The organism is Pseudomonas sp. S35, from assembly GCF_009866765.1.
GTDB lineage: Bacteria > Pseudomonadota > Gammaproteobacteria > Pseudomonadales > Pseudomonadaceae > Aquipseudomonas.
On record NZ_CP019431.1, the window covers coordinates 2,951,981 to 2,977,065 of the forward strand.

At 59.9% G+C, this 25,085-nt stretch carries 21 protein-coding genes; 7 read left to right on the forward strand and 14 right to left on the reverse strand.

From position 1 onward, the window contains the following. Positions 1-416 precede the first annotated feature (416 nt). The gene (locus PspS35_RS13045) at positions 417-5,276 is read left to right on the forward strand and encodes an NAD-glutamate dehydrogenase (protein ID WP_159935064.1); all 4,860 of its coding nucleotides are present in this window, start codon (positions 417-419) and stop codon (positions 5,274-5,276) included. 90 nt (positions 5,277-5,366) lie between these two features. On the opposite strand, the gene PspS35_RS13050 is transcribed toward PspS35_RS13045, so the two are convergent. The 4 genes from PspS35_RS13050 to PspS35_RS13065 form a co-directional block, all read right to left on the reverse strand. Beyond that, positions 5,367-6,416, reverse strand: a complete 1,050-nt coding sequence (locus PspS35_RS13050; protein ID WP_159935066.1) for a hypothetical protein — start codon at positions 6,414-6,416, stop codon at positions 5,367-5,369. A gap of 77 nt (positions 6,417-6,493) precedes the next feature. Further along, on the reverse strand, positions 6,494-7,183 hold the full coding sequence (locus PspS35_RS13055; protein WP_159935068.1) for a GntR family transcriptional regulator: 690 nt from the start codon (positions 7,181-7,183) through the stop codon (positions 6,494-6,496). 16 nt (positions 7,184-7,199) lie between these two features. Continuing rightward, entirely contained in the window at positions 7,200-7,901 is a 702-nt protein-coding gene (locus tag PspS35_RS13060) for a FadR/GntR family transcriptional regulator (RefSeq protein WP_159935070.1), read from the reverse strand. 83 nt (positions 7,902-7,984) lie between these two features. Next, positions 7,985-9,310, reverse strand: a complete 1,326-nt coding sequence (locus PspS35_RS13065; RefSeq protein ID WP_174244871.1) for a C4-dicarboxylate transporter DctA — start codon at positions 9,308-9,310, stop codon at positions 7,985-7,987. 217 nt (positions 9,311-9,527) lie between these two features. Between PspS35_RS13065 and PspS35_RS13070 the strand changes: the two genes are divergently transcribed. After that, positions 9,528-10,157, forward strand: a complete 630-nt coding sequence (locus tag PspS35_RS13070) for a DNA-3-methyladenine glycosylase I (protein ID WP_159935072.1) — start codon at positions 9,528-9,530, stop codon at positions 10,155-10,157. A gap of 153 nt (positions 10,158-10,310) precedes the next feature. On the opposite strand, the gene PspS35_RS13075 is transcribed toward PspS35_RS13070, so the two are convergent. The 5 genes from PspS35_RS13075 to PspS35_RS13095 form a co-directional block, all read right to left on the reverse strand. Then, a complete protein-coding gene (locus PspS35_RS13075; RefSeq protein WP_159935074.1) occupies positions 10,311-10,712 on the reverse strand; it encodes a cupin domain-containing protein in 402 nt (133 codons plus the stop codon). An 84-nt stretch (positions 10,713-10,796) separates the two neighbouring features. Next, positions 10,797-12,230, reverse strand: a complete 1,434-nt coding sequence (locus PspS35_RS13080; protein WP_159935076.1) for a PLP-dependent aminotransferase family protein — start codon at positions 12,228-12,230, stop codon at positions 10,797-10,799. Between the two features lie 70 nt (positions 12,231-12,300). Next, positions 12,301-13,068 carry an SDR family oxidoreductase gene (locus PspS35_RS13085; RefSeq protein ID WP_122488127.1) on the reverse strand — a complete coding sequence of 256 codons (768 nt, stop codon included), beginning with the start codon at positions 13,066-13,068 and terminating at the stop codon, positions 12,301-12,303. A 23-nt stretch (positions 13,069-13,091) separates the two neighbouring features. Beyond that, positions 13,092-14,159: a phosphotransferase family protein gene (locus PspS35_RS13090; protein WP_159935078.1), complete on the reverse strand. Its 1,068-nt coding sequence runs from the start codon at positions 14,157-14,159 to the stop codon at positions 13,092-13,094. 129 nt (positions 14,160-14,288) lie between these two features. Beyond that, on the reverse strand, positions 14,289-15,242 hold the full coding sequence (locus PspS35_RS13095; protein ID WP_159935080.1) for a 2-hydroxyacid dehydrogenase: 954 nt from the start codon (positions 15,240-15,242) through the stop codon (positions 14,289-14,291). 411 nt (positions 15,243-15,653) lie between these two features. Here PspS35_RS13095 and PspS35_RS13100 point away from each other — a divergent pair, with 411 nt between their 5' ends. Further along, the gene (locus tag PspS35_RS13100; RefSeq protein ID WP_159935082.1) at positions 15,654-16,154 is read left to right on the forward strand and encodes a DUF4822 domain-containing protein; all 501 of its coding nucleotides are present in this window, start codon (positions 15,654-15,656) and stop codon (positions 16,152-16,154) included. A 104-nt stretch (positions 16,155-16,258) separates the two neighbouring features. Continuing rightward, entirely contained in the window at positions 16,259-16,690 is a 432-nt protein-coding gene (locus PspS35_RS13105; protein WP_159935084.1) for a hypothetical protein, read from the forward strand. Between the two features lie 130 nt (positions 16,691-16,820). Here the strand turns inward: PspS35_RS13105 and PspS35_RS13110 are convergent, their stop codons facing one another. After that, entirely contained in the window at positions 16,821-17,015 is a 195-nt protein-coding gene (locus PspS35_RS13110; protein ID WP_159935086.1) for a hypothetical protein, read from the reverse strand. Positions 17,016-17,253: 238 nt separating this feature from the next. Between PspS35_RS13110 and PspS35_RS13115 the strand changes: the two genes are divergently transcribed. Beyond that, entirely contained in the window at positions 17,254-18,531 is a 1,278-nt protein-coding gene (locus PspS35_RS13115; protein WP_159935088.1) for a serine/threonine transporter, read from the forward strand. A 67-nt stretch (positions 18,532-18,598) separates the two neighbouring features. On the opposite strand, the gene mapR is transcribed toward PspS35_RS13115, so the two are convergent. From mapR to PspS35_RS13130, 3 genes are all read right to left on the reverse strand, one after another. After that, positions 18,599-20,008: a GntR family transcriptional regulator MpaR gene (mapR, locus tag PspS35_RS13120; protein WP_159935090.1), complete on the reverse strand. Its 1,410-nt coding sequence runs from the start codon at positions 20,006-20,008 to the stop codon at positions 18,599-18,601. A gap of 69 nt (positions 20,009-20,077) precedes the next feature. Beyond that, a complete protein-coding gene (ccoG, locus tag PspS35_RS13125) occupies positions 20,078-21,487 on the reverse strand; it encodes a cytochrome c oxidase accessory protein CcoG (RefSeq protein ID WP_159935092.1) in 1,410 nt (469 codons plus the stop codon). A 184-nt stretch (positions 21,488-21,671) separates the two neighbouring features. Continuing rightward, on the reverse strand, positions 21,672-21,911 hold the full coding sequence (locus PspS35_RS13130) for a DUF3203 family protein (protein ID WP_159935094.1): 240 nt from the start codon (positions 21,909-21,911) through the stop codon (positions 21,672-21,674). Positions 21,912-22,031: 120 nt separating this feature from the next. Here PspS35_RS13130 and PspS35_RS13135 point away from each other — a divergent pair, with 120 nt between their 5' ends. Next, positions 22,032-22,523: an MgtC/SapB family protein gene (locus PspS35_RS13135; RefSeq protein ID WP_159935096.1), complete on the forward strand. Its 492-nt coding sequence runs from the start codon at positions 22,032-22,034 to the stop codon at positions 22,521-22,523. Here PspS35_RS13135 and PspS35_RS30045 read toward each other — a convergent pair. Next, positions 22,501-22,677, reverse strand: a complete 177-nt coding sequence (locus PspS35_RS30045; RefSeq protein WP_174244809.1) for a hypothetical protein — start codon at positions 22,675-22,677, stop codon at positions 22,501-22,503. The genes PspS35_RS13135 and PspS35_RS30045 overlap by 23 nt on opposite strands. A gap of 204 nt (positions 22,678-22,881) precedes the next feature. Between PspS35_RS30045 and PspS35_RS13140 the strand changes: the two genes are divergently transcribed. Next, a complete protein-coding gene (locus PspS35_RS13140; protein ID WP_159935098.1) occupies positions 22,882-24,870 on the forward strand; it encodes an alpha-1,4-glucan--maltose-1-phosphate maltosyltransferase in 1,989 nt (662 codons plus the stop codon). The last annotated feature ends 215 nt before the right edge of the window (positions 24,871-25,085 follow it).

The following is a 25,085-nucleotide window of genomic DNA, read 5'->3' on the forward strand; positions in this document are numbered from 1 at the left end:
TGCATCCTGTGTCACACGTGTTGCATGACCTGACAGCTAGAATCAGTCATTTTCGGCACTCGCGGGTTTGAAATTTGCGTTTTTTTTCACGGCGACTGTCGGGTTGCACTCGTCGCAACCCTAACCCTGCTTACCGATGACCGAATATGTCGCAGCGCTGCAAGAGCAGTCCTCCTACACTCGTTAAGCTGCGCAACGGATGCGCATGTTCCAGGGGCCTGACCTGCCCGTCGTACCGTCACCCGGCAAGGTGCGCATCTTATGGAAGTTGTATGTGACCTGACTGTCTTGTCCAGCTTCACCCACCTGTCACTCTGAATTCGTTATGGTAGACCGCGAACAGAGCTGACGGTCTCCCCGCAAGGGGATAACACGCGACGCTTCCATCAATAACAAGCCCAAGCGGAGTACCACAGATGGCGTTCTTCACCGCAGCCAGCAAGGCCGACTTCCAGCATCAACTGCAAGCGGCACTGGCGCAGCACATCAGTGAACAGGCACTGCCACAAGTGGCGCTGTTCGCTGAACAATTCTTCGGCATCATTTCCCTGGACGAACTGACCCAGCGTCGCCTTTCCGACCTGGCCGGTTGCACCCTGTCTGCCTGGCGCCTGCTTGAGCGCTTTGATCACACCCAACCGCAAGTGCGGGTCTACAACCCCGATTACGAACGTCATGGCTGGCAGTCGACCCACACCGCGGTCGAAGTGCTGCACCATGACCTGCCGTTCCTGGTGGACTCGGTGCGTACCGAGCTGAACCGCCGCGGCTACAGCATCCACACCCTGCAGACCACCGTGCTCAGCGTGCGCCGTGGCAGCAAAGGCGAGTTGCTGGAAATCCTGCCCAAAGGCACCCAGGGCGACGACATCCAGCAAGAATCGCTGATGTACCTGGAAATCGACCGCTGCGCCAACGCTGCCGAACTGAACGTGCTGAGCAAAGAGCTTGAGCAGGTACTGGGCGAAGTGCGTGTGGCCGTGGCCGATTTCGAGCCGATGAAAGCCAAGGTCCAGGACCTGCTGGCCGGTATCGACGCCAGCGAGTTCGGTATCGACGGCGAAGAGAAAGCCGAGATCAAGAACTTCCTGGAGTGGTTGGTGGGCAACCACTTCACCTTCCTCGGTTATGAAGAATTCGTGGTACGTGACGAGGCGGACGGCGGTCATATCGAATATGACGCCAGCTCGTTCCTCGGTCTGACCAAGCTGCTGCGCGCCGGCCTCACCGCCGACGACCTGCGCATCGAAGACTACGCCGTGTCGTACCTGCGTGAACCGACCGTGCTGTCGTTCGCCAAGGCCGCACACCCTAGCCGCGTACACCGCCCGGCGTACCCGGACTACGTGTCGATCCGCGAGATCGATGCGAGCGGCAAGGTCATCAAGGAACACCGCTTCATGGGCCTGTACACCTCGTCGGTGTACGGCGAAAGCGTGCGCGTCATCCCGTACATCCGTCGCAAAGTGGCCGAGATCGAACGCCGTTCGGGCTTCCAGGCCAAGGCGCACCTGGGCAAGGAGCTGGCGCAAGTCGTTGAAGTGCTGCCCCGTGACGACCTGTTCCAGACCCCGGTCGACGAGCTGTTCAGCACCGTGATGTCGATCGTGCAGATCCAGGAACGCAACAAGATCCGCGTGTTCCTGCGCAAAGACCCGTACGGTCGTTTCTGCTACTGCCTGGCCTACGTGCCGCGCGATATCTATTCCACCGAAGTGCGCCAGAAGATCCAGCAAGTACTGATGGATCGCCTGAAAGCCTCGGACTGCGAGTTCTGGACCTTCTTCTCCGAATCCGTACTGGCCCGCGTGCAGCTGATTCTGCGGGTAGACCCGAAGAACCGCCTCGACATCGACCCGCTGCAACTGGAAAAAGAAGTGGTGCAGGCCTGCCGCAGCTGGCAGGACGACTACTCCAGCCTGGTGGTGGAAAGCTTCGGCGAAGCCCACGGCACCAACGTGCTGGCAGATTTCCCGAAAGGCTTCCCGGCGGGTTATCGCGAGCGTTTCGCGGCGCATTCGGCCGTGGTCGACATGCAGCATTTGCTCAGCCTCACCGAGGCCAACCCGCTGGTCATGAGCTTCTATCAGCCGCTAGGCCAGGTGTCCGGGCAGCGTGAGCTGCATTGCAAGCTGTACCACGCGGATACCCCGCTGGCACTGTCCGACGTGTTGCCGATCCTGGAAAACCTCGGCCTGCGCGTGCTGGGTGAATTCCCGTACCGCCTGCGCCACGCCAATGGCCGTGAGTTCTGGATCCATGATTTTGCGTTCATCGCCGCAGAAGGCGTGAACCTGGATATCCAGCAGCTCAACGACACGTTGCAGGATGCGTTCGTGCATATCGTCCACGGCGACGCCGAGAACGATGCGTTCAACCGCCTGGTACTGACCGCCGGCCTGCCATGGCGCGACGTCGCGCTGCTGCGTGCTTATGCCCGTTACCTGAAGCAGATTCGCCTGGGCTTCGACCTGGGTTACATCGCCAGCACCCTGAACAACCACACCGACATCGCTCGCGAGTTGACACGGTTGTTCAAGACGCGCTTCTACCTGGCGCGCAAGCTCACCGCCGACGACCTGGAAGACAAGCAGCTTCGCCTGGAGCAAGCGATCCTCAGCGCCCTGGACGATGTTCAGGTGCTCAACGAAGACCGCATCCTGCGTCGCTACCTGGACCTGATCAAGGCCACCCTGCGCACCAACTTCTACCAGACCGACGCCAACGGCCAGAACAAGTCGTACTTCAGCTTCAAGTTCGACCCGCGTGCTATCCCTGAGCTGCCCAAGCCGGTGCCGAAGTTTGAAATCTTCGTCTACTCGCCACGGGTTGAAGGCGTGCACCTGCGTTTCGGCAACGTCGCTCGCGGCGGCCTGCGCTGGTCCGACCGTGAAGAAGACTTCCGTACCGAAGTACTCGGCCTGGTAAAAGCCCAGCAAGTGAAGAACTCGGTGATCGTGCCGGTGGGCGCCAAGGGCGGCTTCCTGCCGCGTCGCCTGCCGTTGGGCGGCAGCCGGGACGAGATCGCGGCCGAGGGCATCGCCTGCTACCGCATCTTCATTTCGGGCCTGTTGGACATCACCGACAACCTGAAGGACGGCGCCCTGGTACCGCCGTTGAATGTGGTTCGTCATGACGACGATGACCCGTACCTGGTGGTAGCAGCGGACAAAGGCACTGCGACCTTCTCCGACATCGCCAACGGCATCGCCATCGACTACGGCTTCTGGCTGGGCGATGCGTTCGCCTCCGGTGGTTCCGCCGGTTACGACCACAAGAAAATGGGCATCACCGCCAAAGGCGCGTGGGTCGGTGTGCAGCGTCACTTCCGTGAGCGCGGCATCAACGTGCAGGAAGACAGCATCACGGTGGTGGGCGTCGGCGATATGGCCGGCGACGTGTTCGGTAATGGCCTGTTGATGTCGGACAAGCTGCAACTGGTCGCGGCCTTCAACCACCTGCACATCTTTATCGATCCAAACCCGAACCCGGCGACCAGCTTCGTCGAGCGCCAGCGTATGTTCGAGCTGCCGCGTTCGGCCTGGACCGACTACGACACCAGCATCATGTCCGAAGGCGGCGGTATCTTCTCGCGTAGCGCGAAGAGCATTGCCATCTCGCCACAGATGAAAGAACGCTTCGACATCTCGGCCGATAAACTGACCCCGACCGAACTGCTGAACGCCTTGCTCAAGGCGCCGGTGGACCTGTTGTGGAACGGCGGTATCGGTACGTACGTCAAGGCCAGCACCGAAAGCCACGCCGATGTGGGCGACAAGGCCAACGACGCGCTGCGCGTCAACGGTAACGAGCTGCGCTGCAAGGTGGTGGGCGAGGGCGGTAACCTCGGCATGACCCAGCTGGGTCGTGTGGAGTTCGGCCTCAATGGCGGCGGTTCCAACACCGACTTCATCGACAACGCCGGTGGTGTGGACTGCTCCGACCACGAAGTGAACATCAAGATCCTGCTCAACGAAGTGGTGCAGGCTGGTGACATGACCGACAAGCAACGCAACCAGTTGCTGGCGAGCATGACCGACGAAGTCGGCAACCTGGTGTTGGGCAACAACTACAAGCAAACCCAGGCCTTGTCCCTGGCAGCTCGCAAGGCTTACGAGCGAGCAGCCGAGTACAAGCGCCTGATGAGCGACCTGGAAGGCCGTGGCAAGCTGGACCGCGCCATCGAGTACCTGCCGACCGAGGAGCAGCTCACCGAGCGCGCCGCCACCGGCAAGGGCCTGACCCGTCCGGAACTGTCGGTGCTGATCTCGTACAGCAAGATCGACCTCAAGGAAGCGCTGCTCAAGTCCCAAGTGCCGGATGACGAGTACCTGACCCGTGACATGGAGACCGCGTTCCCGCCGAGCCTGGTGGCCAAGTTCGGCGAAGCCATGCGTCGCCACCGTCTTAAGCGTGAGATCGTCAGCACCCAGATCGCCAACGACCTGGTCAACCACATGGGCATCACCTTCGTTCAACGACTCAAAGAGTCGACCGGCATGAGCCCGGCGAACGTGGCCGGCGCCTACGTGATCGTCCGCGACATCTTCCACCTCCCGCACTGGTTCCGTCAGATCGAAGCCTTGGACCATCAGGTTTGCGCTGATGTGCAATTGGAGCTGATGGATGAGCTGATGCGCCTGGGCCGTCGTGCTACGCGCTGGTTCCTGCGCAGCCGTCGCAACGAGCAGGACGCTGGGCGCGATACTGCGCACTTCGGCCCGCACCTGGCCGCGTTGGGCCTCAAGCTCGACGAACTGCTGGAAGGTCCGACCCGCGAAGGCTGGCAGACCCGCTACCAGGCCTACACCGAAGCCGGCGTGCCGGAGTTGTTGGCGCGCATGGTTGCAGGCACTACCCATCTGTACACCTTGCTGCCGATCATCGAGGCCGCCGACGTGACCGGGCATGACGCCGCTGAAGTGGCCAAGGCCTACTTCGCCGTCGGCAGCGCCTTGGACTTGCCGTGGTACCTGCAGCAGATCAGCGATCTGCCCGTGGCCAACAACTGGCAGGCCCAGGCGCGCGAAGCGTTCCGCGACGATGTGGACTGGCAGCAACGGGCGATCACCATTTCCGTCCTGCAAATGGCCGATGCGCCACAAGACATGGAAGCCCGCGTGGCCCTGTGGCTTGAGCAGCACAAGGACATGGCTGATCGTTGGGTCGCAATGATGGTGGAAATCCGTGCTGCGGTCGGCACGGACTACGCCATGTACGCGGTGGCCAACCGTGAGTTGCTGGACCTGGCGTTGAGTGGTCAATCGGTGTTGTAAAACAACGACTGGTACTGGAAGAATCCCTGAATCTCACGATTCAGGGATTTTTTTTGGCCCGGTGAACCCGGGCAGCCCGCTATTGGACGATTATTTCGCAGTGCCCGGAATGATCAACTCCTCAAGGCGAGAGAAGGGTTCAATAGCCTTATCTGCAAGCTCGGTCAGGGTCGTCCTGGCCTTTTCCCAATCCGTTTGCGTCATCTGCATTTCGATTGCGTGGAGGTCGGATGCAAGCATGGGAACCTCATCGACCTCCGCTGTTTTCTTGAGTACATACTTCAACATCGCGTAGGCCAGGCCGAGGTCCTTGGCTAGGCCGTACGTGCGCGGCGCCTGTCGCTCGCCAGGGGCATAGCGGGATGCGTCTTTTTGCGCGCGCGCAAAGTTGGCGAGTGCGTAGCCGTATTCGAGCATCCCGTATACCTGTCCCATCCACGCCAGTTGAGCAAGACGTGATTGTTTTTCGGCAAAACTGGCATTCGACTCATCAGAAAAGACTCGTGCGTATACCGCCAAAGGCAGTCCACCGTCTGCGGACGCTTGCAGGAGTTCTTCGATTCGGGCGTGGCGTAGGGTGTCGTTACTAAAGATCTCAGGCTTTTGTTGATACAACTGGGCGAGTTTGTATTGGGCTTGGTTCCAGCCGACGGCGGCGGACTTCTCCAACCAATGGGTGTCATTGGTAATGAGGTACATGTAATACATGCCCTGGGGATTCTCTTGGCTCGCCGGGTTGGTCAGCAGGCCCTTGGCTTTTTCCAGGGACTGGGCGTCACCCAGTTGTATCAAGGCAGGAATATAGTTCTGAGCCGCAGCCATTCTGAGCCATTTCTTTGTATCGTCGCTTGCGTGGGAAGTGACCTCACCGTTCTTGTGATGCCAGATGCCGTCGCGGTAAGCACCGCATGTGGCCAGGGCGAACTGAGACCAAGCGTTGCCGTTCGCGGCGGCTATGTTTAGAAAGCGCTCGGCTTCTTCAAGTTTGTTGAGCTGGAATATTTTCGCGCCCGTGTGAAGCGCAGCATCGTTCAACTCGTTCAGAGCCGTCTGCATTTCCAGTGGCATTGTTGTTTTTTGCGTGTTCAGTTGCGAAAGCACGCTGAACAGTGCTGGTCGTATTTTTGAATCTGATTTCATGATTGGTGCCTGTAATACGCACTGAAATTGTGCGCAAACAGGGTGTGAGATTGCCTGGGCGCTCAGGCGTTACATAGCTATTGCGTTAGCTTGAGCAGTTTCGATTCCAGGTGATCCAAATGCTGGGTCATCAGGCTGATCGCACGGTTGACGTCGCATTGCTCAACTGCGTCGACAATCGCCACGTGCTCCTGCCACGCACAATACGTGCAGGCTTTGGCCTCATATTGCGCAATGATCAACGACGTCAGCGGCACCAGGCTGTTCAGGAACTGCGCCAGCGGCGCATTGCCTGCTATGGCTGCCAACTGCAGGTGAAACTCCCCCGACAAGCGTATCGCCGGCCCACGCTGGTTACGTTCAATGCAATCGCGCTCGCGGGCGATCAATTCGCGTAATTGGCGGATTTGCCCGGAGCTGGCCTGGGCGCATGCCAATTGCACCACGGTCATTTCGGTCATGCGCCGCGCTTCGAGGATTTGCCGCGTCTGCTGGGCATCCGGCGCCGCTACTTGGGCGCGCTGGTTCGGACGCAGGATAATCACTTGCTGATGGGACAGTTTGGCCAATACCCGACGGATCACGCTGCGGCTCACGCCGAAGGTTTCGCCCAGGCTTTCTTCGGTGAAGCGGCTGGCCGGGGCGATACGTTGTTCGAGGATCGCGTCGAACAGCCGTGGGTAGATATCGTCCACCGAGGGCTTTTTACCGGCTACCAGGCGCAGGGCAGGGAGGAAGGGCTCGCGGTGCAGGGCGTGGGCGGTCATGGTCGTCTCCAAAAAATCAGCTGCCCAGATGGTCGTCCGGGATGTTCAAGCGGATGCCCATGCGCAGGCCTTCCTGGAGGATGTGCTTGCGCATTTCGGCGCTGGCCAGGGCGCTGTTTTTGTTGCGGATGGCGCGCACCACGGCGTCGTTTTCCTGCAGTCGCTCGGCCAGGTGTTCCGGAGAATTGCGCAGCACCTGGGCGCTTTGCTTGAGGGCGTTGCTGGTCTGCTGCACCACGTTCTGGAAAATCGGGTTGGAGGTGAGGGCGAAGAGTTCTTCGTGAAAGCCGATATAGGCGTTCATCCCGGCTTCGGCGTCCCCGGCGTCGAGGGCTTCGCGCATGTCCATGAGGGTCAGGCGCAGCTGGCCGACTTCCTTGCTGCTGATGGACTGGGCTACCAGGCCGACGATGAAGGGTTCGAGGGTGTAGCGCAGTTGCAGGATGTCTTCGAGGCTGGCATCGGCCACGGCGTCGCTCGATTGCGGTTCGCTGATGCTGGTTTCCAGCACGACCACGCCTTTGCCGGGCATGGAACGCACCAGTCCGAGGGTTTCCAGCACGATGACCGCTTCGCGCAGGCTGGGGCGGCTGATGCCCATCTGTTCGGCCAGTTCACGCTGGCCGGGCAGCATTTCACCACGCCGCCACTGGCCACGCGCCAGGGCGGCGCGCAGTTTTTCTACGACTGAATTGACGACGGTTGAGGTGCTGATCACGTCGTGCGCTCCTTGATGTTGCGAATAGATGATTCAATCTGGTGAAAATCCACTGTGGGAGGGGGCAAGCCCCCTCCCACATTTCAGAACTCTTGATGCGCTGGCAACACCGGCTTCTTGGCCTGGAAGGCATAGCCTTGCTGGCCGTCCAAGACTTTGTTGGCGCGTTGGATATCGATGTCTTTTTCCCAGCGGGCAATGGCCACGGTGGCGACGCAGTTGCCGATCAGGTTAGTCAATGCGCGGCCAATGCCCATGAACCAGTCCACCGCCAGTACCAGCACCAGGCCCACGACGGGAATCGCCGGGATCGCCGTGAGTGTCGCGGCCAGAATCACCAGGGCAGAGCCGGGTATCCCGTGGGCGCCTTTGGAGGTGATCAGCGACACCAGCAGGATGGTCAGCAAGTCCGTCATCGACAGCGGTGTGCCGGTGGCATTGGCAATAAACACAATGGCCAGGGTCAGGTAGATGGAGAAACCGTCAAGGTTGAACGAATACCCTGTTGGAATTACCAGGCCCACGGTGGAGCTGCCGATCCCCAGGTGCTCGAGTTTACGCATGACCTGCGGCAGCACGGCATCGGAGGAGGCGGTACCCATCACGATCAACAGTTCTTCGCGCAGGTACTTGAGCAACGGCAGCATGCGCAGGCCCGACAGGCGCATCACCAGGCCCAGGATCAGCGCGACGAAGGCAAAGCAGGTCAGGTAGAACAGGCCGACCAGGCTGCCCAGGTGTTGCAGCGAATCCAGGCCGTAGGTGCTGGTGGTGAAGGCGATTGCGCCGAACACACCGATCGGCGCCAGGCGCACGATCATGCCCATGATGCGGAAAATCACGTGGCTGAGTTCGTTGATCAGCCGGGTGATGCCCGAGGCTGCTTCGCCTACCAGGTTCAGCGCGCTGCCGAACAGTACCGAGAACAGCAGCACTTGCAGCACGTTGTTGTCGGCAAAGGCGCCGATCACCGAATTAGGGATCAGGTCCATCAGGAACTGGCTGGTGCCTTTGATGTGCTGGCCCTTGTCGGCCAGTTCATTCAGGCCGGCAGAGGAGAGCTGCTCCAGGTGGATATTGGCGCCTTGGCCGATACCGGTGCTGAAGGCCATGATCAGGCCGATCACCAGGGCGATGGTGGTGAGGATCTCAAAGTAGATCACCGACTTGAGGCCGATACGCCCGACTTTCTTCAAGTCGCCGGCGCCGGAGATGCCGCTGACCACCACGCAGAACACGATCAGGCCAATCAGCATTTTGATCAGCTTGATAAAGCCGTCGCCGAGGGGTTTGAGTTGCGAGGAGAATTCGGGAAGGGCCAGGCCGCAGATGATGCCTAGCATCAGGCCAATCACGACTTGCAGGAAAATCGAACGCGAGCACCATCTGAGCATGGGAGGGATCTCTATTCGGTGCCCTGGTGGTTCCAGGGCTTAATTGTTGTGGTCATACCGGTAAGTCCAGTGCGGGGCCAGTCTACGCCGGGTTTTTTCGAAATCACAAGTCATTATTGGTGGATTGATAAGTCCCGGTCTGACCAGTTGGTCGCTGAAGGCGATGCTTGAGCGGTTGGCGGGGTGGAAAAAATTTCGTCTATCATCCGCCGCTTGGCTTATGAGGTGATGGATGGACACTCCAGGATTGACCACTGACGCATCGGGCCACACCCATTGCAGCTGGCGCACCTCGGCACCGCAATACCCGCGTTACCACGACCATGAGTGGGGCGTGCCGGTGGCGGATGATGTCCAGTTGTACGAGAAGATTTGCCTGGAAGGCTTTCAGGCGGGGATGGCGTGGATCACCATTTTGCGCAAGCGCGAGCAGTTTCGTGCGGCGTTCGAGGGTTTTGATTTTCGCCGCGTGGCGCAGTATGGCGAGGCCGATATAGCGCGACTTATGCAGGATCCGGGCATTGTGCGTAATCGGGCGAAAATCGTGTCGACCATCAACAATGCGCGCCGGGCGTGTGAGTTGGTGGATGAAACCGGGTCGCTGGCGCGCTGGTTGTGGGCGTTTGAGCCTGGTCCTGAAGAGCGCCCCGCCGTGGTGGACCTGGCTTATTGGACGGCTAATCCGACCTCATCGGCTTCGGTGCGACTGTCCAAGGCCTTGAAGAAGCGCGGCTGGACGTTCGTGGGGCCGACCACGATGTACGCGTTGATGCAGGCGATGGGCATGGTCAATGATCACCTTGAAGGGTGCGTGTGCCGCCAGCAGATCGAACACCTGCGCCGCCAGTTCAAACGCCCCTGAACGCCTGACCGAGCACGGTCAAAACTGTAGGAGGGGCTTGCTTCCGATGGCGGCATATCAGCCAAATAGATGTCGACTGATCCATCGCTATCGGGGCAAGCCCCCTCCCACATTTAGCCCCCCACCCAGGCTGTTGGTGGGAGGGGCAGCGGGCTAATGGGGCAGGGGAGTGAGCACCTCGGCCTTGTCATCCAGCACCATTACCACCAGCAATTTTGCCGGCTTCGTCTGGCTGGCGTTGCTCGATTCAAAGTGCCGCGAACCGGCAGGCTCGTAGAATGACTCGCCGACCTTGTAAGTCTTCACCTTCTCATCGTTGACCCGTGAAGTGATTGCGCCCTCCAGCACATAAGCCACCGCCGTACCGGTGTGGCTATGGGGCACGGTGGCCTGGCCGGGCGCGTAGTCCACGGTGAGCATGATGGTTTTCTTGCCGGGCACGTTGCCCAGGGCGTGTTCCTGCAGCACCTTGATCGATTCCTGGTTGTACACCGGTTCGTGGGCAAAGGCGCTCAGGGAAGTGAGCAGCAGGGTGGTGGCGAGCAGGCGTTTCATGGTCAGGTTTCCGAGTGGTTCGAGGCCTGTCCACCCTACGCCGCAGCGCCTGGCCGACCAATGACCAATGCGCCGGAAAACCCCTTAGCCAATCTGCTGGAGAATGTCGCGCACCTTGTCCAAGGCTGGGTCGATATCCAGGGTCTCGATGGCGCCGAACCCAATAATCAGCCCAGGGCGCACCGGTGCGTCGTGGAAGAACACGTCCAGCGGGTACAAACCCACTTCCACTTGGCGTGCCCGTTCTATCAATAACGCAATATCCACCGGCACCTTGCACAGCGCGGCCATATGGAACCCGGCCACCGTGGGCACTGCGTCGAACCACGGCGCCAAGTCGTCTGCCAGACGTTGTAGGATGCGCTCGCGCCGCCCGGCATAGACGGTATGGCAGCGCCGGATATGCTTGAGCAGATAGCCCTCGCTGATGAACTTGGCCAGTGCCCATTGCGGCAGTGTGGAGCTGTGCTGGTCGGTCAATTGCTTGGCCTTGACCACCGCGCCGTAAATCGCCGGTGGCAACACCAGATAACCCAGGCGCAGCTCGGGCAGCAGGGTTTTGGAGAAGGTGCCGACGTAAGTGACCACGCCACGGGTGTCCATGCTTTGCAGGGAGTCGGTAGGGCGGCCTTCGTAGCGGAATTCGCTGTCGTAGTCGTCTTCGATGATGATTGCGCCCAGCGCGAAGGCGCGGGCCAAGAGGGCTTCTCGACGTGGCAGGCTCATGGGCATGCCAAGGGGGAACTGATGGGAGGGCGTGACGTAGATCAACCGTGTGCCATCGGGGATCTGATGCACCTGAATGCCTTGGTCATCCACCGGCACACTGGCGACGCTGGCGCCCATCGCCTGGAACAACTGGCGTGCAGGGCTGTAACCGGGATCTTCCATAGCAACGATGCTGCCCGGTTCCAGCACCACGCGGGCCAGCAGGTCCAGCGCCTGTTGCGCGCCGTTGGTGACGACAATGTCAGCGTCGCGGCATTTGACGCCCCTGGAAAACGCGATATGCCCGGCAATCGCACTGCGCAGTGCGGGCAGGCCTTCGGGTTGGCTGTAGAAGCCGCTGTTCTGCGCGATACGGCGCAGGGCGTCCTGGGTGCAGCGTCGCCATTCATCCTGGGGGAACTGGTTGCGGCTGGTGGCGCCGCCGAGAAATTCGTAGCGCAGGGTGTTGTCGCGAGTGGGGTGGCGCATGGGCGAGGGCAGCGCCTGCCATTTCGCCAGGTTGGCGGCGCAGGCCAGGTCGGTGGCGGTTTGCAGGCGATCCGCCGGTGGCGCCCACGCGTTAACGAAAGTGCCACGGCCAATCTTCCCAACCAGCAAGCCTTCATAGGTCAGCGTGGCGTAGGTGTCGGACACGGTCTTGCGTGAGATGCCCAGTTGCTCGGCCAGCAGGCGGCTGGGGGGCAGTTGCGCCCCTGCCGCAAGGCGCCCGCCCGCAATGGCTTCGCGCAATTGCTGATAAAGCTGGGCCGCCAAGTCCTTGCGGCCCTTGATGACGATGTGCAGTTCCATGTTTCACCCTGAGACAAATCGATCTACGCCAAGGTTACGCGTAAATCGATCGACAGAAACCCAGGCGAACTCAGGACAGGAAACCACCGTCCACATTCAGCGATACGCCGGTGGTGTAGCTGGACGCGTCACTGGCCAGGAACAACACCGCACCGGCCATCTCGCTTGGGTCGGCCACGCGCTTGAGGGGGATCTGCGCCAGGGCCATTTTCAGGATCGCGTCGTTCTTCACCAGTGCCGAGGCGAACTTGGTGTCGGTCAGGCCGGGCAGCAGGGCATTGCAGCGGATGCCGAACTCGGCGCATTCCTTGGCGAACACCTTGGTCATGTTGATCACGGCGGCTTTGGTCACCGAGTAGATGCCCTGGAATACACCCGGCGAGATGCCGTTGATCGAAGCCACGTTGATGATGCTGCCGCCGCCGTTTTCGCGCATCAGCTTGCCGGCTTCCACCGACATGAAGAAGTAGCCGCGAATGTTCACGTCAACGGTCTTCTGGAACGCACCCAAGTCGGTGTCCAACACGTTGCAGAACTGCGGGTTGGTGGCGGCGTTGTTGACCAGGATATCCAGGCGGCCGAACTGCTCGCGAATCCCGGCGAACACCTGGGTAATCTGCTCCATTTCACCGATGTGGCAGGCAACCGCCGTGGCCTTGCCGCCATCGGCGATGATCGCGTCGGCCACGTGCTGGCAGCCTTCGAGCTTGCGGCTGGAGACGATCACATGGGCGCCTTGCTGGGCCAGCAACTTGGCGATGGCCTCACCGATGCCACGGCTGGCGCCGGAGACAAACGCGATCTTGCCGTCGAGGTCGAACAGATGAGTCTTGGACATGGAGGTTCCTTGTTTTTGTAGGATCAGAGGGCTGATTTACCGATGACGTTCAGGCTCATCTGCTCCAGCAGCTTGTTCATCTGAATGAACTGCGCAAAGCGTTTGTCCTGCGTCTGGCCGTGGAAGAAGCGGTAGTAGATCTGCTGCACGATGCCGGCCAGGCGGAACAGGCCGTAGGTGTAGTAGAAGTCGAAGTTGTCGATCTGGATGCCTGAGCGTTCGGCGTAGTAATCCACGAACTCGCGGCGGGTCAGCATGCCGGGTGCATTGCTCGGCTGGCGGCGCATCAGTTGCACCGGTGCCGGGTCGGCGGCTTCGATCCAATAGGCGAGGGTGTTGCCCAGGTCCATCAGCGGGTCGCCGAGGGTGGTCAGTTCCCAGTCCAGCACGCCGATGATCTGCATCGGGTTGTGCGGGTCGAGGATCACATTATCGAAGCGGTAGTCGTTGTGCACGATGCTGGACGTGGCGTGGTCGGCTGGCATCTTGTCATTGAGCCAGGCGCGCACCACCTCCCATTTTGGCGCGTCGGGGGTCAGGGCTTTTTCGTAGCGGTCGCTCCAGCCACGGATCTGGCGCGCTACATAGCCTTCGGGTTTGCCCAGGTCGGCCAGGCCACAGGCGGTGTAGTCGACCTGGTGCAGTTCGACGAACTTGTCGATGAAGCTTTTGCACAATGCTTCGGTCTTGGTCGCGTCCAGCCCCAATTCGGCTGGCAGGTCTGAGCGCAGGATGATGCCGTTGACGCGCTCCATCACGTAGAACTCGGCGCCGATCACCGACTCATCGGTGCAATGCACGTAGGCTTTGGGGCAATAGGGGAAGCCGTCTTTAAGCTGGTTGAGAATGCGGTATTCGCGGCCCATGTCATGGGCGGACTTGGCCTTGTGGCCAAAGGGCGGGCGGCGCAGCACGAATTCCTGGCCGGGGTATTCGAGCAAGTAGGTCAGGTTGGACGCGCCGCCGGGAAACTGGCTGATCGTGGGCATGCCGCTCAGGCCCGGGATATGGGCCTTGAGGTAGGGATCGATCAGGCTGGCATCAAGTTCTTCGCCTGGGCGAATCTGGGTCGATTGGTCGTTCAGTGCCATGCTTATCCCTTCTGCTTATTCTAAAGGCCTTGGACTATTTCCTAATCTAATGCGCGCAGCCGCCCAGCGACAAGGTCGGGGCGGCTTAATAGGTTAGCGTGTTGGCGCAGGATCAGCGTGCCTGATCGGTCACTTTACGGGCGCGGGCAAGAGTACCGGGGTGAGCACCGGTCGGCCGGCGAAGTACTCCACCAGATTGTCAGCCACCCGTTGCACGGTGTCATGGGCGGCTTCCGGCGACAGGCCCGCCACATGGGAGGTGAGCACGGTATTGTTCAGGTGCTTGAGGGCGTCGGGCACCTTGGGTTCGTCATCGAATACATCCAGCGCCGCACCGCCGATACGGCGCTGTTCAAGGGCGGTGATCAGGTCGGCGGTGACCACCACGCTGCCACGGCCGATATTGACCAGGTAGCCATTGGGCCCCAGGGCATCCAGGGCGAGACGATCAATCAGGTGGCGGGTGCTCGGGCCGCCGGGTGTGGCCAGGATCAGGAAGTCCGACGAGCGCGCCAGCTCCACGGCGGTGGCGCAGTAGGTGTAGTCCACATCATCACGGGGTTGGCGGTTGTGATAGCTCACCTCCATGCCGAACCCGAGGGAGGCGCGCTTGGCGATTTCCAGGCCCACGGCGCCTAACCCCAGAATGCCTAACTGCTTGCCGCCCAGGGAGGGGCGCATGACCTTGGGCCACTCGCCGCGCCGCACGGCGGCATCGGTCTGCGGGATGCCGCGTACCAGTGAGAGCAGCAGCGCCATGGCGTGGTCCGCCACCGACGGGGCGTTCACCCCGGCGCCGTTGGTCACCACTATCGCGCGATTGCTCGCCGCTTGCAGGTCCACATGCTCGTATCCGGCGCCGATCACACAGATGATTTCCAGCAGCGGCAGCGCGGCGATTTCCTCAGCGTATAAGCCTAGCGGGCCACGGGTCAGCACGGCCTTGATCTGGCCGCCATGAGCCTTGATGGCCTGGGCGCGTTCGGTGGGGGTCGGCGCCAGAATCACATGAAAGTCGTTGCTTTCGATGATGGGCAGGTAGTCGTTGATGGTTTCAACCAGGACCAGAACAGTGGTGGTCATCGGACGGCTCTTCCTTGTGGGTTGGAGGGCCTCAGTATGCGGGATTTGTAGGCTGGATCGTTTTGTGGGTGTGGAAAAAATTCAAGCGTTGTCAGGGCGCCTCTGAATTTATGGTCTTGCGTGGCGGTGTGGAATCGGAGCGATAGGGCTGGATGCCAAATGTCGACTTCATGCAATAAACAAAGTTGATTGGTTAAGTGTGTTGTATCAGATAATTCCTACTTAAATTTCCTATATTAAACGCAATTAAATCACTTCTAGCTATTTTTCTGAGTAATTGTTTCAAGGTGTGCGTGGGTATTGAGAGCATTTTTCGTTAGGCCTATATTTCGTTCGCTCATCTTGTAAGTATCCGAGCGGAGCGAAACAACCCTGTAGAAAACACTTAACTAAACGAAACAGGATTTCCCCATGAAAAAACGCCCTGTTATTTTTGCAAGTGTATTACTTGCTGGACTGCTGACCTCGCTTGGCAGTCATGCACGCGCGATAGACGCCCAGTCCGATATTCGCGCATTCGCTTCGTCACCTCAGTGGCTGACTACCCGTGTTTATATAGAGGGCGCACCGGACGTCGACGTCAAGGACAAGTACCCTGGCGTGGTCGGTATTTCGATGTGGGACCCTGAGCGCAATCGTTATGAGTTTTTCTATACCGATACCGGGCTGTCGAAATATGAGCAAGGCGGTGGCGGCTATTTCCTGGTAACCGGCGACAAGACAACCCATATCCTCGTGCCCGACAAGGGTCCCGCCCGAACAGTGGTGCGCCGGTTGGAAGTGCTCAATAACAAAGAGTTCACTTACTCGCGGGAAGTGCCACGCGACATGATTGAAAATAATGCGCCCGTGCGTATTTATGTAGTTCATGCGCCCTATAACGGGAACATTAAGACCTCTGCGTCTCATTAGATACACTGGGTAACTATCCCGGCTTTGATGTCGTTACGCTCGTGTGTGTAATAAAACACATAGACAAAATTTCGCGACATTTAAAATAAAAAAGGTGTTTACCTATGCGAGTCAGACTTAAGTCTCTATTTCTCTCCAGTGCATTGATCTGCGTACTTGTTTCCCCTGGGGTCCATGCACAGGCCAACCCCCCCGAAACCGCCAACATGCCTGTTGCCACCGCTGACAATGCCGTCATGCTCACTGTCTTTCTCAAACATGATCAATCTCGCCCGTTGAGCGAATTGAGAGCTCAGTTGGACAAGCAGGAGTTCTATAAAGTGTTTCCGCCTGCGGGGGTCGAGGTGGTCAGTTGGAACATCACAATGGGTATCGGCCAGGTCGTGGTGCTGCGCTTTCCCGCATCACGCTTGTCGGCGGTGAATCTTGCCTTGGAAAACACCGCGTGGGGTGCCTATCGGACAGAGTTCTTTGCAACTTATGATTTTCGAGAAATAGCCCAGGCTCAGCAGGATAAGGCCCGGCAAACCCGCTGACGCCGCAGGGCGCGTCCTGCAGAGGTGGCCTAGGTGCTTGCCTCTGTCGTGTGTAGGAACCGCGATCCAGGAGCGGGGCAAGGGCGATGGATCTGTGTGTAGATCCATCGCCCTGGTTAATCGCCTATCTTCAGCCTATTCGAGGCATCGGGATCATGGTGTTGTGCGATTTGGGCGCGGCGGCGTATTCAACGCCGTTGAAGGGGAAGCTGGGCGGTTGCTGTGGCTTGGGCTTGTCTTGTGGTGCGATTTGATCGGCAATATGTATCGCCACACTGTCGATCAAGTGGCCGACGTTGGACAGGTTGAGGTTTGATACCGTCATGGTTGAATCTCCAAGTTTCGTGATAAAGCTGTCTATGAGTGGACCTGGGGGCGCTGACGTTCCTGATTCAAACAAATTGTCGTTAACCGGATCAGGCGGCTGCGCGACAACCGTTCCTCAGCTAAGTCTTTGCTTATTCACGAGAATCCCGGACAATCCGGCCCCTTCTATAGTCGGGGCGCTGCCTGTCAGGTTTTTCTGACTCGTCCCGGCCGTGTAAATGCGGAGATCCGACCGGATGAATGATCAGGCCAATAGCGTCGACGAACGCTATGCAACGACACCTGCAACCCTCACAAGCTGGAGCCGCCAGGACACCACCTGGATGCTCGGCCTGTTTGGCACCGCCATTGGCGCCGGCACCTTGTTTCTGCCGATCAATGCAGGCCTCGGGGGGTTCTGGCCGCTGCTGATCCTGGCGGTGCTGGCGTTCCCGATGACCTTCTTTGCCCACCGTGGCCTGACCCGTTTCGTACTGTCCGGCCGTGAAGGCTCCGACATTACCGACGTGGTCGAAGAGCACTTTGGCATCAAGGCCGGTGCGCTGATCACCTTGCTGTACTTCTTCGCCATCTTCCCGATCCTGTTGATCTACAGCGTGGCGTTGACCAACACGGTCAGCAGTTTCATGGAGCACCAACTGCACATCCTGCCGCCGCCACGGGCGATCCTGTCGTTTGTGCTGATTCTCGGCCTGCTGGCTGTGGTGCGTTGTGGTGAGCAAGTGATCGTCAAGGCCATGAGCCTGATGGTGTACCCGTTTATCGTCGCACTGCTGTTCCTCGCCGTGTACCTGATCCCGCATTGGAACGGCGGCATCCTCAGCACCGCCAGCGTGGTCCCGGCACCGTCGGCGCTGCTCAACACCTTGTGGCTGGCGATTCCGGTGATGGTGTTCTCGTTCAACCACTCGCCGATCATCTCCGCCTTTGCGGTTGACCAGAAGCGCCAGTACGGCGCCCACGCCGATGAGCGCAGTTCGCAGATCCTGTCCCGTGCGCACTTGTTGATGGTGGTGATGGTGCTGTTCTTCGTGTTCAGCTGTGTGCTGACCCTGTCGCCGGCACAGTTGGCGCAAGCGAAGGCGCAGAACCTGTCGATCCTGTCGTACCTGGCCAACCACTTCAACAACCCGACCATCGCGTTTGCCGCGCCGTTGATCGCGTTCGTGGCGATTGCCAAGTCGTTCCTCGGCCATTACATCGGCGCGAGCGAAGGCCTCAAGGGGTTAGTGCTCAAAAGTGGTCGTCGCCCAGCTGCCAAGACCCTGGACCGCATGACTGCCGCGTTCATGCTGGTGGTGTGCTGGATCGTTGCCACGCTGAACCCGAGCATCCTCGGCATGATCGAGACCCTGGGCGGGCCGATCATTGCGTCGATCCTGTTCCTGATGCCGATGTATGCGATCCGCAAAGTGCCGGCCATGGCCAAGTACCGGGGGCAGGCGTCGAATGTGTTTGTGACGGCAGTCGGGTTGGTAGCGATTACGGCGTTGGTGTATTCGTTTATCGCTTAAGGCTTGATGCGGTAAAAATGTGGGAGGAGGCTTGCCCTGACGGCGTCAGAAAGGGCAGCCCCACCCTTTAAAACGAACGCACAATCCGCCCTAACGTCTCCATCGCCTTCTCCGACGCCTCGGTCCACGGGCTGCCATAGTTCAGACGAATGCAATTGCGAAAGCGCTGGGTCGCCGAGAAGATCGGCCCCGGCGCAATGCTGATGCCTTGGGCCAATGCCATCTGGAACAACTTCAATGAATCGGTCTGTTCCGGCAATTCCAACCACAGGAAATACCCACCGGCCGGCTGGCTGACGCGGGTCTGCGTCGGGAAATAACGGGCAATGGCGGCGAGCATGGCACTTTGCTGTTCTTCCAGGGCATAGCGCAATTTGCGCAGGTGCCGGTCGTAGCCACCATGTTGCAGGTAATCGGCAATCGCCGCCTGGGCCGGCATCGACGGGCACAGTGAGGTCATCAGCTTCAGGCGTTCGACTTTTTGCGCATAGCGTCCGGCGGCCACCCAGCCCACGCGATAACCGGGTGCCAGGCTCTTGGCGAAGGAACCGCAGTGCATCACCAGGCCTTCGGTGTCGAAGGCCTTGGCCGGTTTGGGTGCCTGTTGCCCGTAATACAACTCGGCGTATACGTCGTCTTCGATCAGCGGCACCTGATGGCTGCGCAGCAGTTCCACAAGCGCCTGTTTCTTGGCTTCCGGCAATGTGGCACCGATGGGGTTCTGGAAACTGGTCATGGTCCAGCAGGCCTTGATCGGATAGCGCTCCAGGGCTTGGGCCAGGGCGCCGAGGTCGATGCCGTCGCGCGGGTGCACGGGAATCTCCACTGCCTTGAGCTTCAGGCGCTCCAGCACTTGCAGGCAGGCGTAGAAGGCCGGGGATTCGATGGCCACCAGGTCGCCCGGCTCAGTCACCGCTTGCAGGCACAGGTTCAGCGCTTCCAGGGCGCCGTTGGTGATCAGCAGTTCTTCCATCGGCAGCATTAGCCCGCCGACCATGTAACGCAGGGCGATTTGCCGACGCAATTGCGGGTTGCCCGGCGACATGTCGGTGACCACCAGGCGCGGGTCCATTTCACGGCTGGCGCTGGCCAGGGAGCGGGCCAGGCGCGGGAGCGGGAACAGCATCGGGCTGGGAAACGCCGAGCCGAAGGGCACGGTGTTGGGGTCTTTGATCGAGTCGAGCACCGAAAACACCAGCTCGCTGACATCCACCTCGGTGGACTCGTGCACCTGCTCGCTCACCACCGGCTCGGAAAACGGGCTTGGCGCATGGGTGTTGACGAAGTAGCCGGAACGCGGCCGCGCACGGATCAGGCCGCGGCGCTCCAGCAGGTAGTAGGCCTGGAACACCGTGGACGGGCTGACGCCGTAGGTCTGGCTGGCATAGCGCACTGACGGCACGCGCTGGCCGGGCCCCAGGACGCCGGAGCGGATCAGTTCGGCAATGTCTTCGGCGAATTTTTCGTAGCGTTTCATAGCGGCCTTGAGCAATGTTTTCAGTTTGCATGCGAATCAAAGTGTGGGAGGGGCGGGTTCACATGGATTTCAACGGTTGAGCGGCGCCACAAAGCGGCTATCGGCCGCGCTGTAGATCCACGGCTCATCCACATCCATTACCTTGAAGCGCAACGTCTGCGAACTGCTCGCCGGTTTATCCGCCAGCAACGCCACCGACACGGGTACATCAATGATTTCACCCGGCGCCAGGCTGACCAGGGTCTTGCCTTGCAATTGGAAACCGTCGGCATCCACCAGTTCTACCCGATAATCCTGGCGCTGTTGGGTCTTGTTGATGACCTTGAGGCTGTAGATGTTTTCGATCTGGCCCTGGGCGTTTTCGCGGAACATGCCACGGTCCTTGGTCACGTCCAACGACACCATTGGCCGTTCCACCAGCGCCACCACCAGCGCGGCAATCATCACCAGCAGCACCGCACTGTAGCCGATCAGGCGGGGCCGTAGCAGATGGGTCTTGCCGCCTTGCAGTTGATGTTCGCTGGTGTAGCTCACCAGGCCACGGGCGTAGCCCATCTTGTCCATGATCGAATCACAGGCGTCGATGCAGGCGGCGCAGCCGATGCATTCCATTTGCAGACCGTCGCGGATATCGATGCCAGTGGGGCAGACCTGCACGCACAGTTGGCAGTCGATGCAATCGCCCAGGCCGACGTCGGCGGGTTTGGCTTCGCGTTTGCGCGGGCCTCGATGCTCGCCACGGGCCGCGTCGTAAGAGATGGTCAGCGTGTCTTTATCGAACATCACGCTCTGGAACCGCGCATATGGGCACATGTGCATGCACACCGCTTCACGCAGCCAGCCGGCGTTGATATAGGTAGCAGCAGTGAAAAACAGCACCCAGAACAGGCTCACACCGCCCATTTGCCAGGTCAGCAGTTCCTCGGCCAACGGGCGGATGGGTGTGAAGTAGCCGACAAAGGTGAGCCCGGTCAGCACGCTGATGCCCAGCCACAACGTGTGTTTGGCCGAACGCCGTGCCAGTTTGTTCAAGCTCCACGGCGCTGCTTGCAGCTTGATGCGTTGGTTGCGCTCGCCCTCGGTGACTTTTTCGCACCACATGAACAGCCAGGTGAACGAGCTCTGCGGGCAGGTGTAGCCGCACCAGACGCGGCCGGCGAACACGGTGATCGCAAACAGGCCGAAGGCGCAGATGATCAGCAGCGCCGACAACAGGATGAAATCCTGGGGCCAGAAGGTCGCGCCGAAAATATGAAATTTGCTTTCGGCCAGGTCCCACAGCACGGCTTGGCGTGCGCCCCAGTTCAGCCACACGGTGCCGAAAAACGCCAGGAACAGAAAACCAGCACCGGCCACGCGCAAGCTGCGGAACAGGCCGGTGAAACTGCGGGTATGGATCAGGGTATCGCTGGACTTGGCCTTCACCGTCTTTGGGTGCATAGGCTCAAAGGTTTCCACGGTTGGGATTCGTTCGCTCATGGTCATTCGCTCATCAGCCTCCATCAGGCGAATGAACTATGGGCCGGCGACTGTGTGCATAACAGACTCAGCTAAAGCGATAAAAAGCGGATCAGATACGCTGTGAGGCGGGCACTGCGACAATCTGCTGCACCCCGGCGCGCCTGGGGTGCAGGGTTATTTCAGCGGTAATGATACAGATCAATCAAATCAGCGAACCAGGCTCGGTGGCCTTCACGTGGTTGCGCCCGTCTGTCGCCCCTTCAACCGTCAGGGCATCCGCCTCGGCCTCGGTGATGTAGATGCGTTGGCCGGCCAGTTCCACGTAAGACATGGACTTGTCATCGTCCGTCAAAATGCTCACCCGTGTGGCGGGCACGCTCTGTTCCTGGCCATTGTCATCGAGCGTGAAATAGCACAGGTGGTTTTCAATACGTACGCTCATGCTGAACTCCTTTCTCATCGGCTATGAACGTTAGGGGGTAGCCTCGGGCCGTGGTTCAAGGCAACTGACTGGCGGTAGACGCTGTCCATGATTTATCCGCCTCTTAAAAGGACCGGTTCCATGAACGCTTGGTGGCATGAAGTGTGGCAAACCCTGCAGGCTGAGTTCGCTGATATCGGCGATGCCAAACAACTGACCCAGATCACCGTGCGCCTGCTGATTGCCGCCGTGTTGGGCGGCATTCTCGGTTTTGAGCGCGAGAGCAAAGGCAAGGCCGCCGGGGTGCGCACCCATATGCTCGTGGCGTTGGGCGCCGCGCTGTTTGTGATGGTGCCGCAGATGTCCGGTAGTCAGGCGGACGCCATGAGCCGGGTGGTGCAGGGCGTGATCGCGGGGATCGGCTTTCTCGGCGCCGGCACTATCATCAAAGGCAAGGATGATGAAGAGGGGCACGTCAAAGGCCTGACCACCGCCGCAGGCCTGTGGATGACCGCTGCGATTGGGGTCTCGACCGGGCTGGGCCGGGAATCGACAGCGGTGCTCAGTACGTTGCTGGCGCTGGCGGTGTTCAGCGTGATGCCGAAAATCGTCAAGCGTTTCGAGAAGGGCTGACGATCACCGGCGGCATGGTCGTCGGCGGCTCCTCCACTGCTGGTGGCTCGTTTTCGGGAGGGTCTTGCTCGGGGACCGGTTCCGGGTCGGTGGGCGGCAGGGTCGGGTTGTCGATATTAGGATCAGGGGTTTCAGCCGGGATCGGGATATTCATCGGTGTGGCCTCCTTTGTGCTTTGCTCTACCGGTGGACAACCGCCTGTGGGATTTGATTCCCCGCTCAATGGCGGTACATCCACCTGAACTTTTGACCAAGGCCCAGGCTCGGACCTATTACGGCCCCGCTCAGGGAGAGCGCTGCCGTCTCAGAATTCGGATCAAGCAAAGAGCGTCCACAGGGCGTAAGGGGAAGATGCTCGATGACTGCTGAAACTCAGGTTCCAGATGATTCCTTATTGCCGCTGTCCCAGGCGCTGTTGCTGCCCAGGATTGCGATTGAAAGCACCATGCCGGTCATCGACGGCGGCGAATTTTCGGTCAAGGCCGCTGTAGGCCAGCGGGTCAACGTGACCAGCAAGGTATTCGCCGACGGCCACGACAAGCTCGCCGTATTGATCCGCTGGCGCCCGCTGCACGATGAAAGCTGGCACAGCGTGGTAATGACCGACGTAGGCAACAATGGTTGGGAAGGTGCGTTTACCGTCACCGCCCAAGGCCCTCACGAATACTGCATCGAAGCCTGGATCGATACCTACGCCAGCTTCTGCTACGAACTGCGCAAGAAGCATGAGGCTGGCGTGCCGGTCAGCCTGGAGTTGCAGGAAGGCCGCAGCCTGGTGCTGCAGGCCGCCGAGCGCAGTGACAATGAGCTGCGCGACCGCCTGATGCTGCTGCACCATGAACTGTCCGGCCTGCTGGAAACCGAGCAAGTCGCGCTGTTCCTGCACGATGACAGTGCACACCTGATGACCCAGGCTGATCACCGCGCCTACTTGAGCATCAGCACCGTGTACCCGATTGACGTTGAGCGTGAGGCAGCGCAATTCGCCAGTTGGTACGAGCTGTTTCCGCGCTCGATCACCGACGACCCGGCGCGTCATGGCACGTTCAACGACGTGCATTCGCGTTTGTCGATGATCCATGACATGGGCTTCGACGTGCTGTACTTCCCGCCGATCCATCCCATCGGCCGCAGCCATCGCAAAGGCAAGAACAACTCGCTGACCGCCGGCCCCGATGATCCGGGCAGTCCGTACGCGATTGGCAGCGAGGAGGGCGGGCACGAGGCCATCCACCCGCAACTGGGCAGCCGCGACGACTTTCGCCGCCTGGTCAAGGCGGCCGCCGATCACGGCCTGGAAATCGCCCTGGATTTCGCCATCCAGTGTTCCCAGGACCATCCGTGGCTCAAGCAGCACCCAGGCTGGTTCAACTGGCGCCCGGACGGCACGATCAAATACGCGGAAAACCCGCCGAAAAAGTATCAGGACATTGTCAACGTCGACTTCTATGCGGCGGATGCCATTCCCGGCCTGTGGACCGAACTGCGGGATATCGTGGTGGGCTGGGTGGAAGAGGGCGTGAAGACCTTTCGCGTCGACAACCCCCACACCAAGCCGTTGCCCTTTTGGCAATGGCTGATCAGCGATGTTCGCGCCAAGCACCCCGACGTGATCTTCCTCGCCGAGGCCTTCACCACGCCGGCGATGATGGCGCGGTTGGGCAAGGTCGGTTATTCCCAGAGCTACACCTATTTCACCTGGCGCAACACCAAGGCCGAGCTGAGCGAATACTTCACTCAATTGAACCAGTCGCCGTGGCGCGAGTGCTACCGGCCGAATTTTTTCGTCAATACCCCGGACATCAACCCAGGCTTTTTGCACGAATCCGGCCGCCCTGGCTTTCTGATCCGTGCCGCGCTGGCGACTATGGGCTCGGGCCTGTGGGGTATGTATTCCGGCTTTGAACTGTGCGAAGCCGCACCGGTGCCGGGCAAAGAGGAATACCTGGACTCGGAGAAATACGAGATCCGCCCTCGGGACTTCACCGCGCCGGGCAACATCATTGCCGAAATCGCCCAGCTCAACCGCATCCGCCGGCAAAACCCGGCGTTGCAGACTCACCTGGGGTTCAAGCTCTACACCGCGTGGAACGACAACATCCTGTACTTCGGCAAGCGCAGCGAGGATGGCAGCAACTTCATCCTGGTCGCCATCAACCTCGACCCGTTCAATGCCCAGCAAGCGCACTTTGAGTTGCCGCTGTGGGAGTTGGGCCTGCCCGATGATGCGCAGACCCAAGGTGAAGATTTGATGAACGGCCATCGCTGGACCTGGTATGGCAAGACCCAGTGGACGCGCCTTGATCCGCAGATGCCGTTCGGGATCTGGCGCATCACTTTGACCTGAGGTGTATGAGTTCTCTTGTGGTGAGCAAGCTCGTGCAGTGAGCGGGCTTGTCGAATCGTCGCCCCGCCCGCACCGGGCTGCGCAGCAGCCCTCAAGTTTGGCACCGAGCGCTATCTGAAAGAACTCACTGGCTTCAATAGAGCCGCTTCGCAGCCCAGCGCGGGGCGAGCCCGCTCACCACAGACGCGTGCTTAGCATGGCTGTTTATTTTTCAG

Coding starts and splice junctions, on each gene's coding strand:
- PspS35_RS13045 (WP_159935064.1), top strand. CDS start 417: ATGGCGTTCTTCACCGCAGCCAGCAAGGCCGACTTCCAGCATCAACTG.
- PspS35_RS13050 (WP_159935066.1), bottom strand. CDS start 6,416: ATGAAATCAGATTCAAAAATACGACCAGCACTGTTCAGCGTGCTTTCG.
- PspS35_RS13055 (WP_159935068.1), bottom strand. CDS start 7,183: ATGACCGCCCACGCCCTGCACCGCGAGCCCTTCCTCCCTGCCCTGCGC.
- PspS35_RS13070 (WP_159935072.1), top strand. CDS start 9,528: ATGGACACTCCAGGATTGACCACTGACGCATCGGGCCACACCCATTGC.
- PspS35_RS13075 (WP_159935074.1), bottom strand. CDS start 10,712: ATGAAACGCCTGCTCGCCACCACCCTGCTGCTCACTTCCCTGAGCGCC.
- PspS35_RS13080 (WP_159935076.1), bottom strand. CDS start 12,230: ATGGAACTGCACATCGTCATCAAGGGCCGCAAGGACTTGGCGGCCCAG.
- PspS35_RS13085 (WP_122488127.1), bottom strand. CDS start 13,068: ATGTCCAAGACTCATCTGTTCGACCTCGACGGCAAGATCGCGTTTGTC.
- PspS35_RS13090 (WP_159935078.1), bottom strand. CDS start 14,159: ATGGCACTGAACGACCAATCGACCCAGATTCGCCCAGGCGAAGAACTT.
- PspS35_RS13095 (WP_159935080.1), bottom strand. CDS start 15,242: ATGACCACCACTGTTCTGGTCCTGGTTGAAACCATCAACGACTACCTG.
- PspS35_RS13100 (WP_159935082.1), top strand. CDS start 15,654: ATGAAAAAACGCCCTGTTATTTTTGCAAGTGTATTACTTGCTGGACTG.
- PspS35_RS13105 (WP_159935084.1), top strand. CDS start 16,259: ATGCGAGTCAGACTTAAGTCTCTATTTCTCTCCAGTGCATTGATCTGC.
- PspS35_RS13110 (WP_159935086.1), bottom strand. CDS start 17,015: ATGACGGTATCAAACCTCAACCTGTCCAACGTCGGCCACTTGATCGAC.
- PspS35_RS13115 (WP_159935088.1), top strand. CDS start 17,254: ATGAATGATCAGGCCAATAGCGTCGACGAACGCTATGCAACGACACCT.
- mapR (WP_159935090.1), bottom strand. CDS start 20,008: ATGAAACGCTACGAAAAATTCGCCGAAGACATTGCCGAACTGATCCGC.
- ccoG (WP_159935092.1), bottom strand. CDS start 21,487: ATGAGCGAACGAATCCCAACCGTGGAAACCTTTGAGCCTATGCACCCA.
- PspS35_RS13130 (WP_159935094.1), bottom strand. CDS start 21,911: ATGAGCGTACGTATTGAAAACCACCTGTGCTATTTCACGCTCGATGAC.
- PspS35_RS13135 (WP_159935096.1), top strand. CDS start 22,032: ATGAACGCTTGGTGGCATGAAGTGTGGCAAACCCTGCAGGCTGAGTTC.
- PspS35_RS30045 (WP_174244809.1), bottom strand. CDS start 22,677: ATGAATATCCCGATCCCGGCTGAAACCCCTGATCCTAATATCGACAAC.
- PspS35_RS13140 (WP_159935098.1), top strand. CDS start 22,882: ATGACTGCTGAAACTCAGGTTCCAGATGATTCCTTATTGCCGCTGTCC.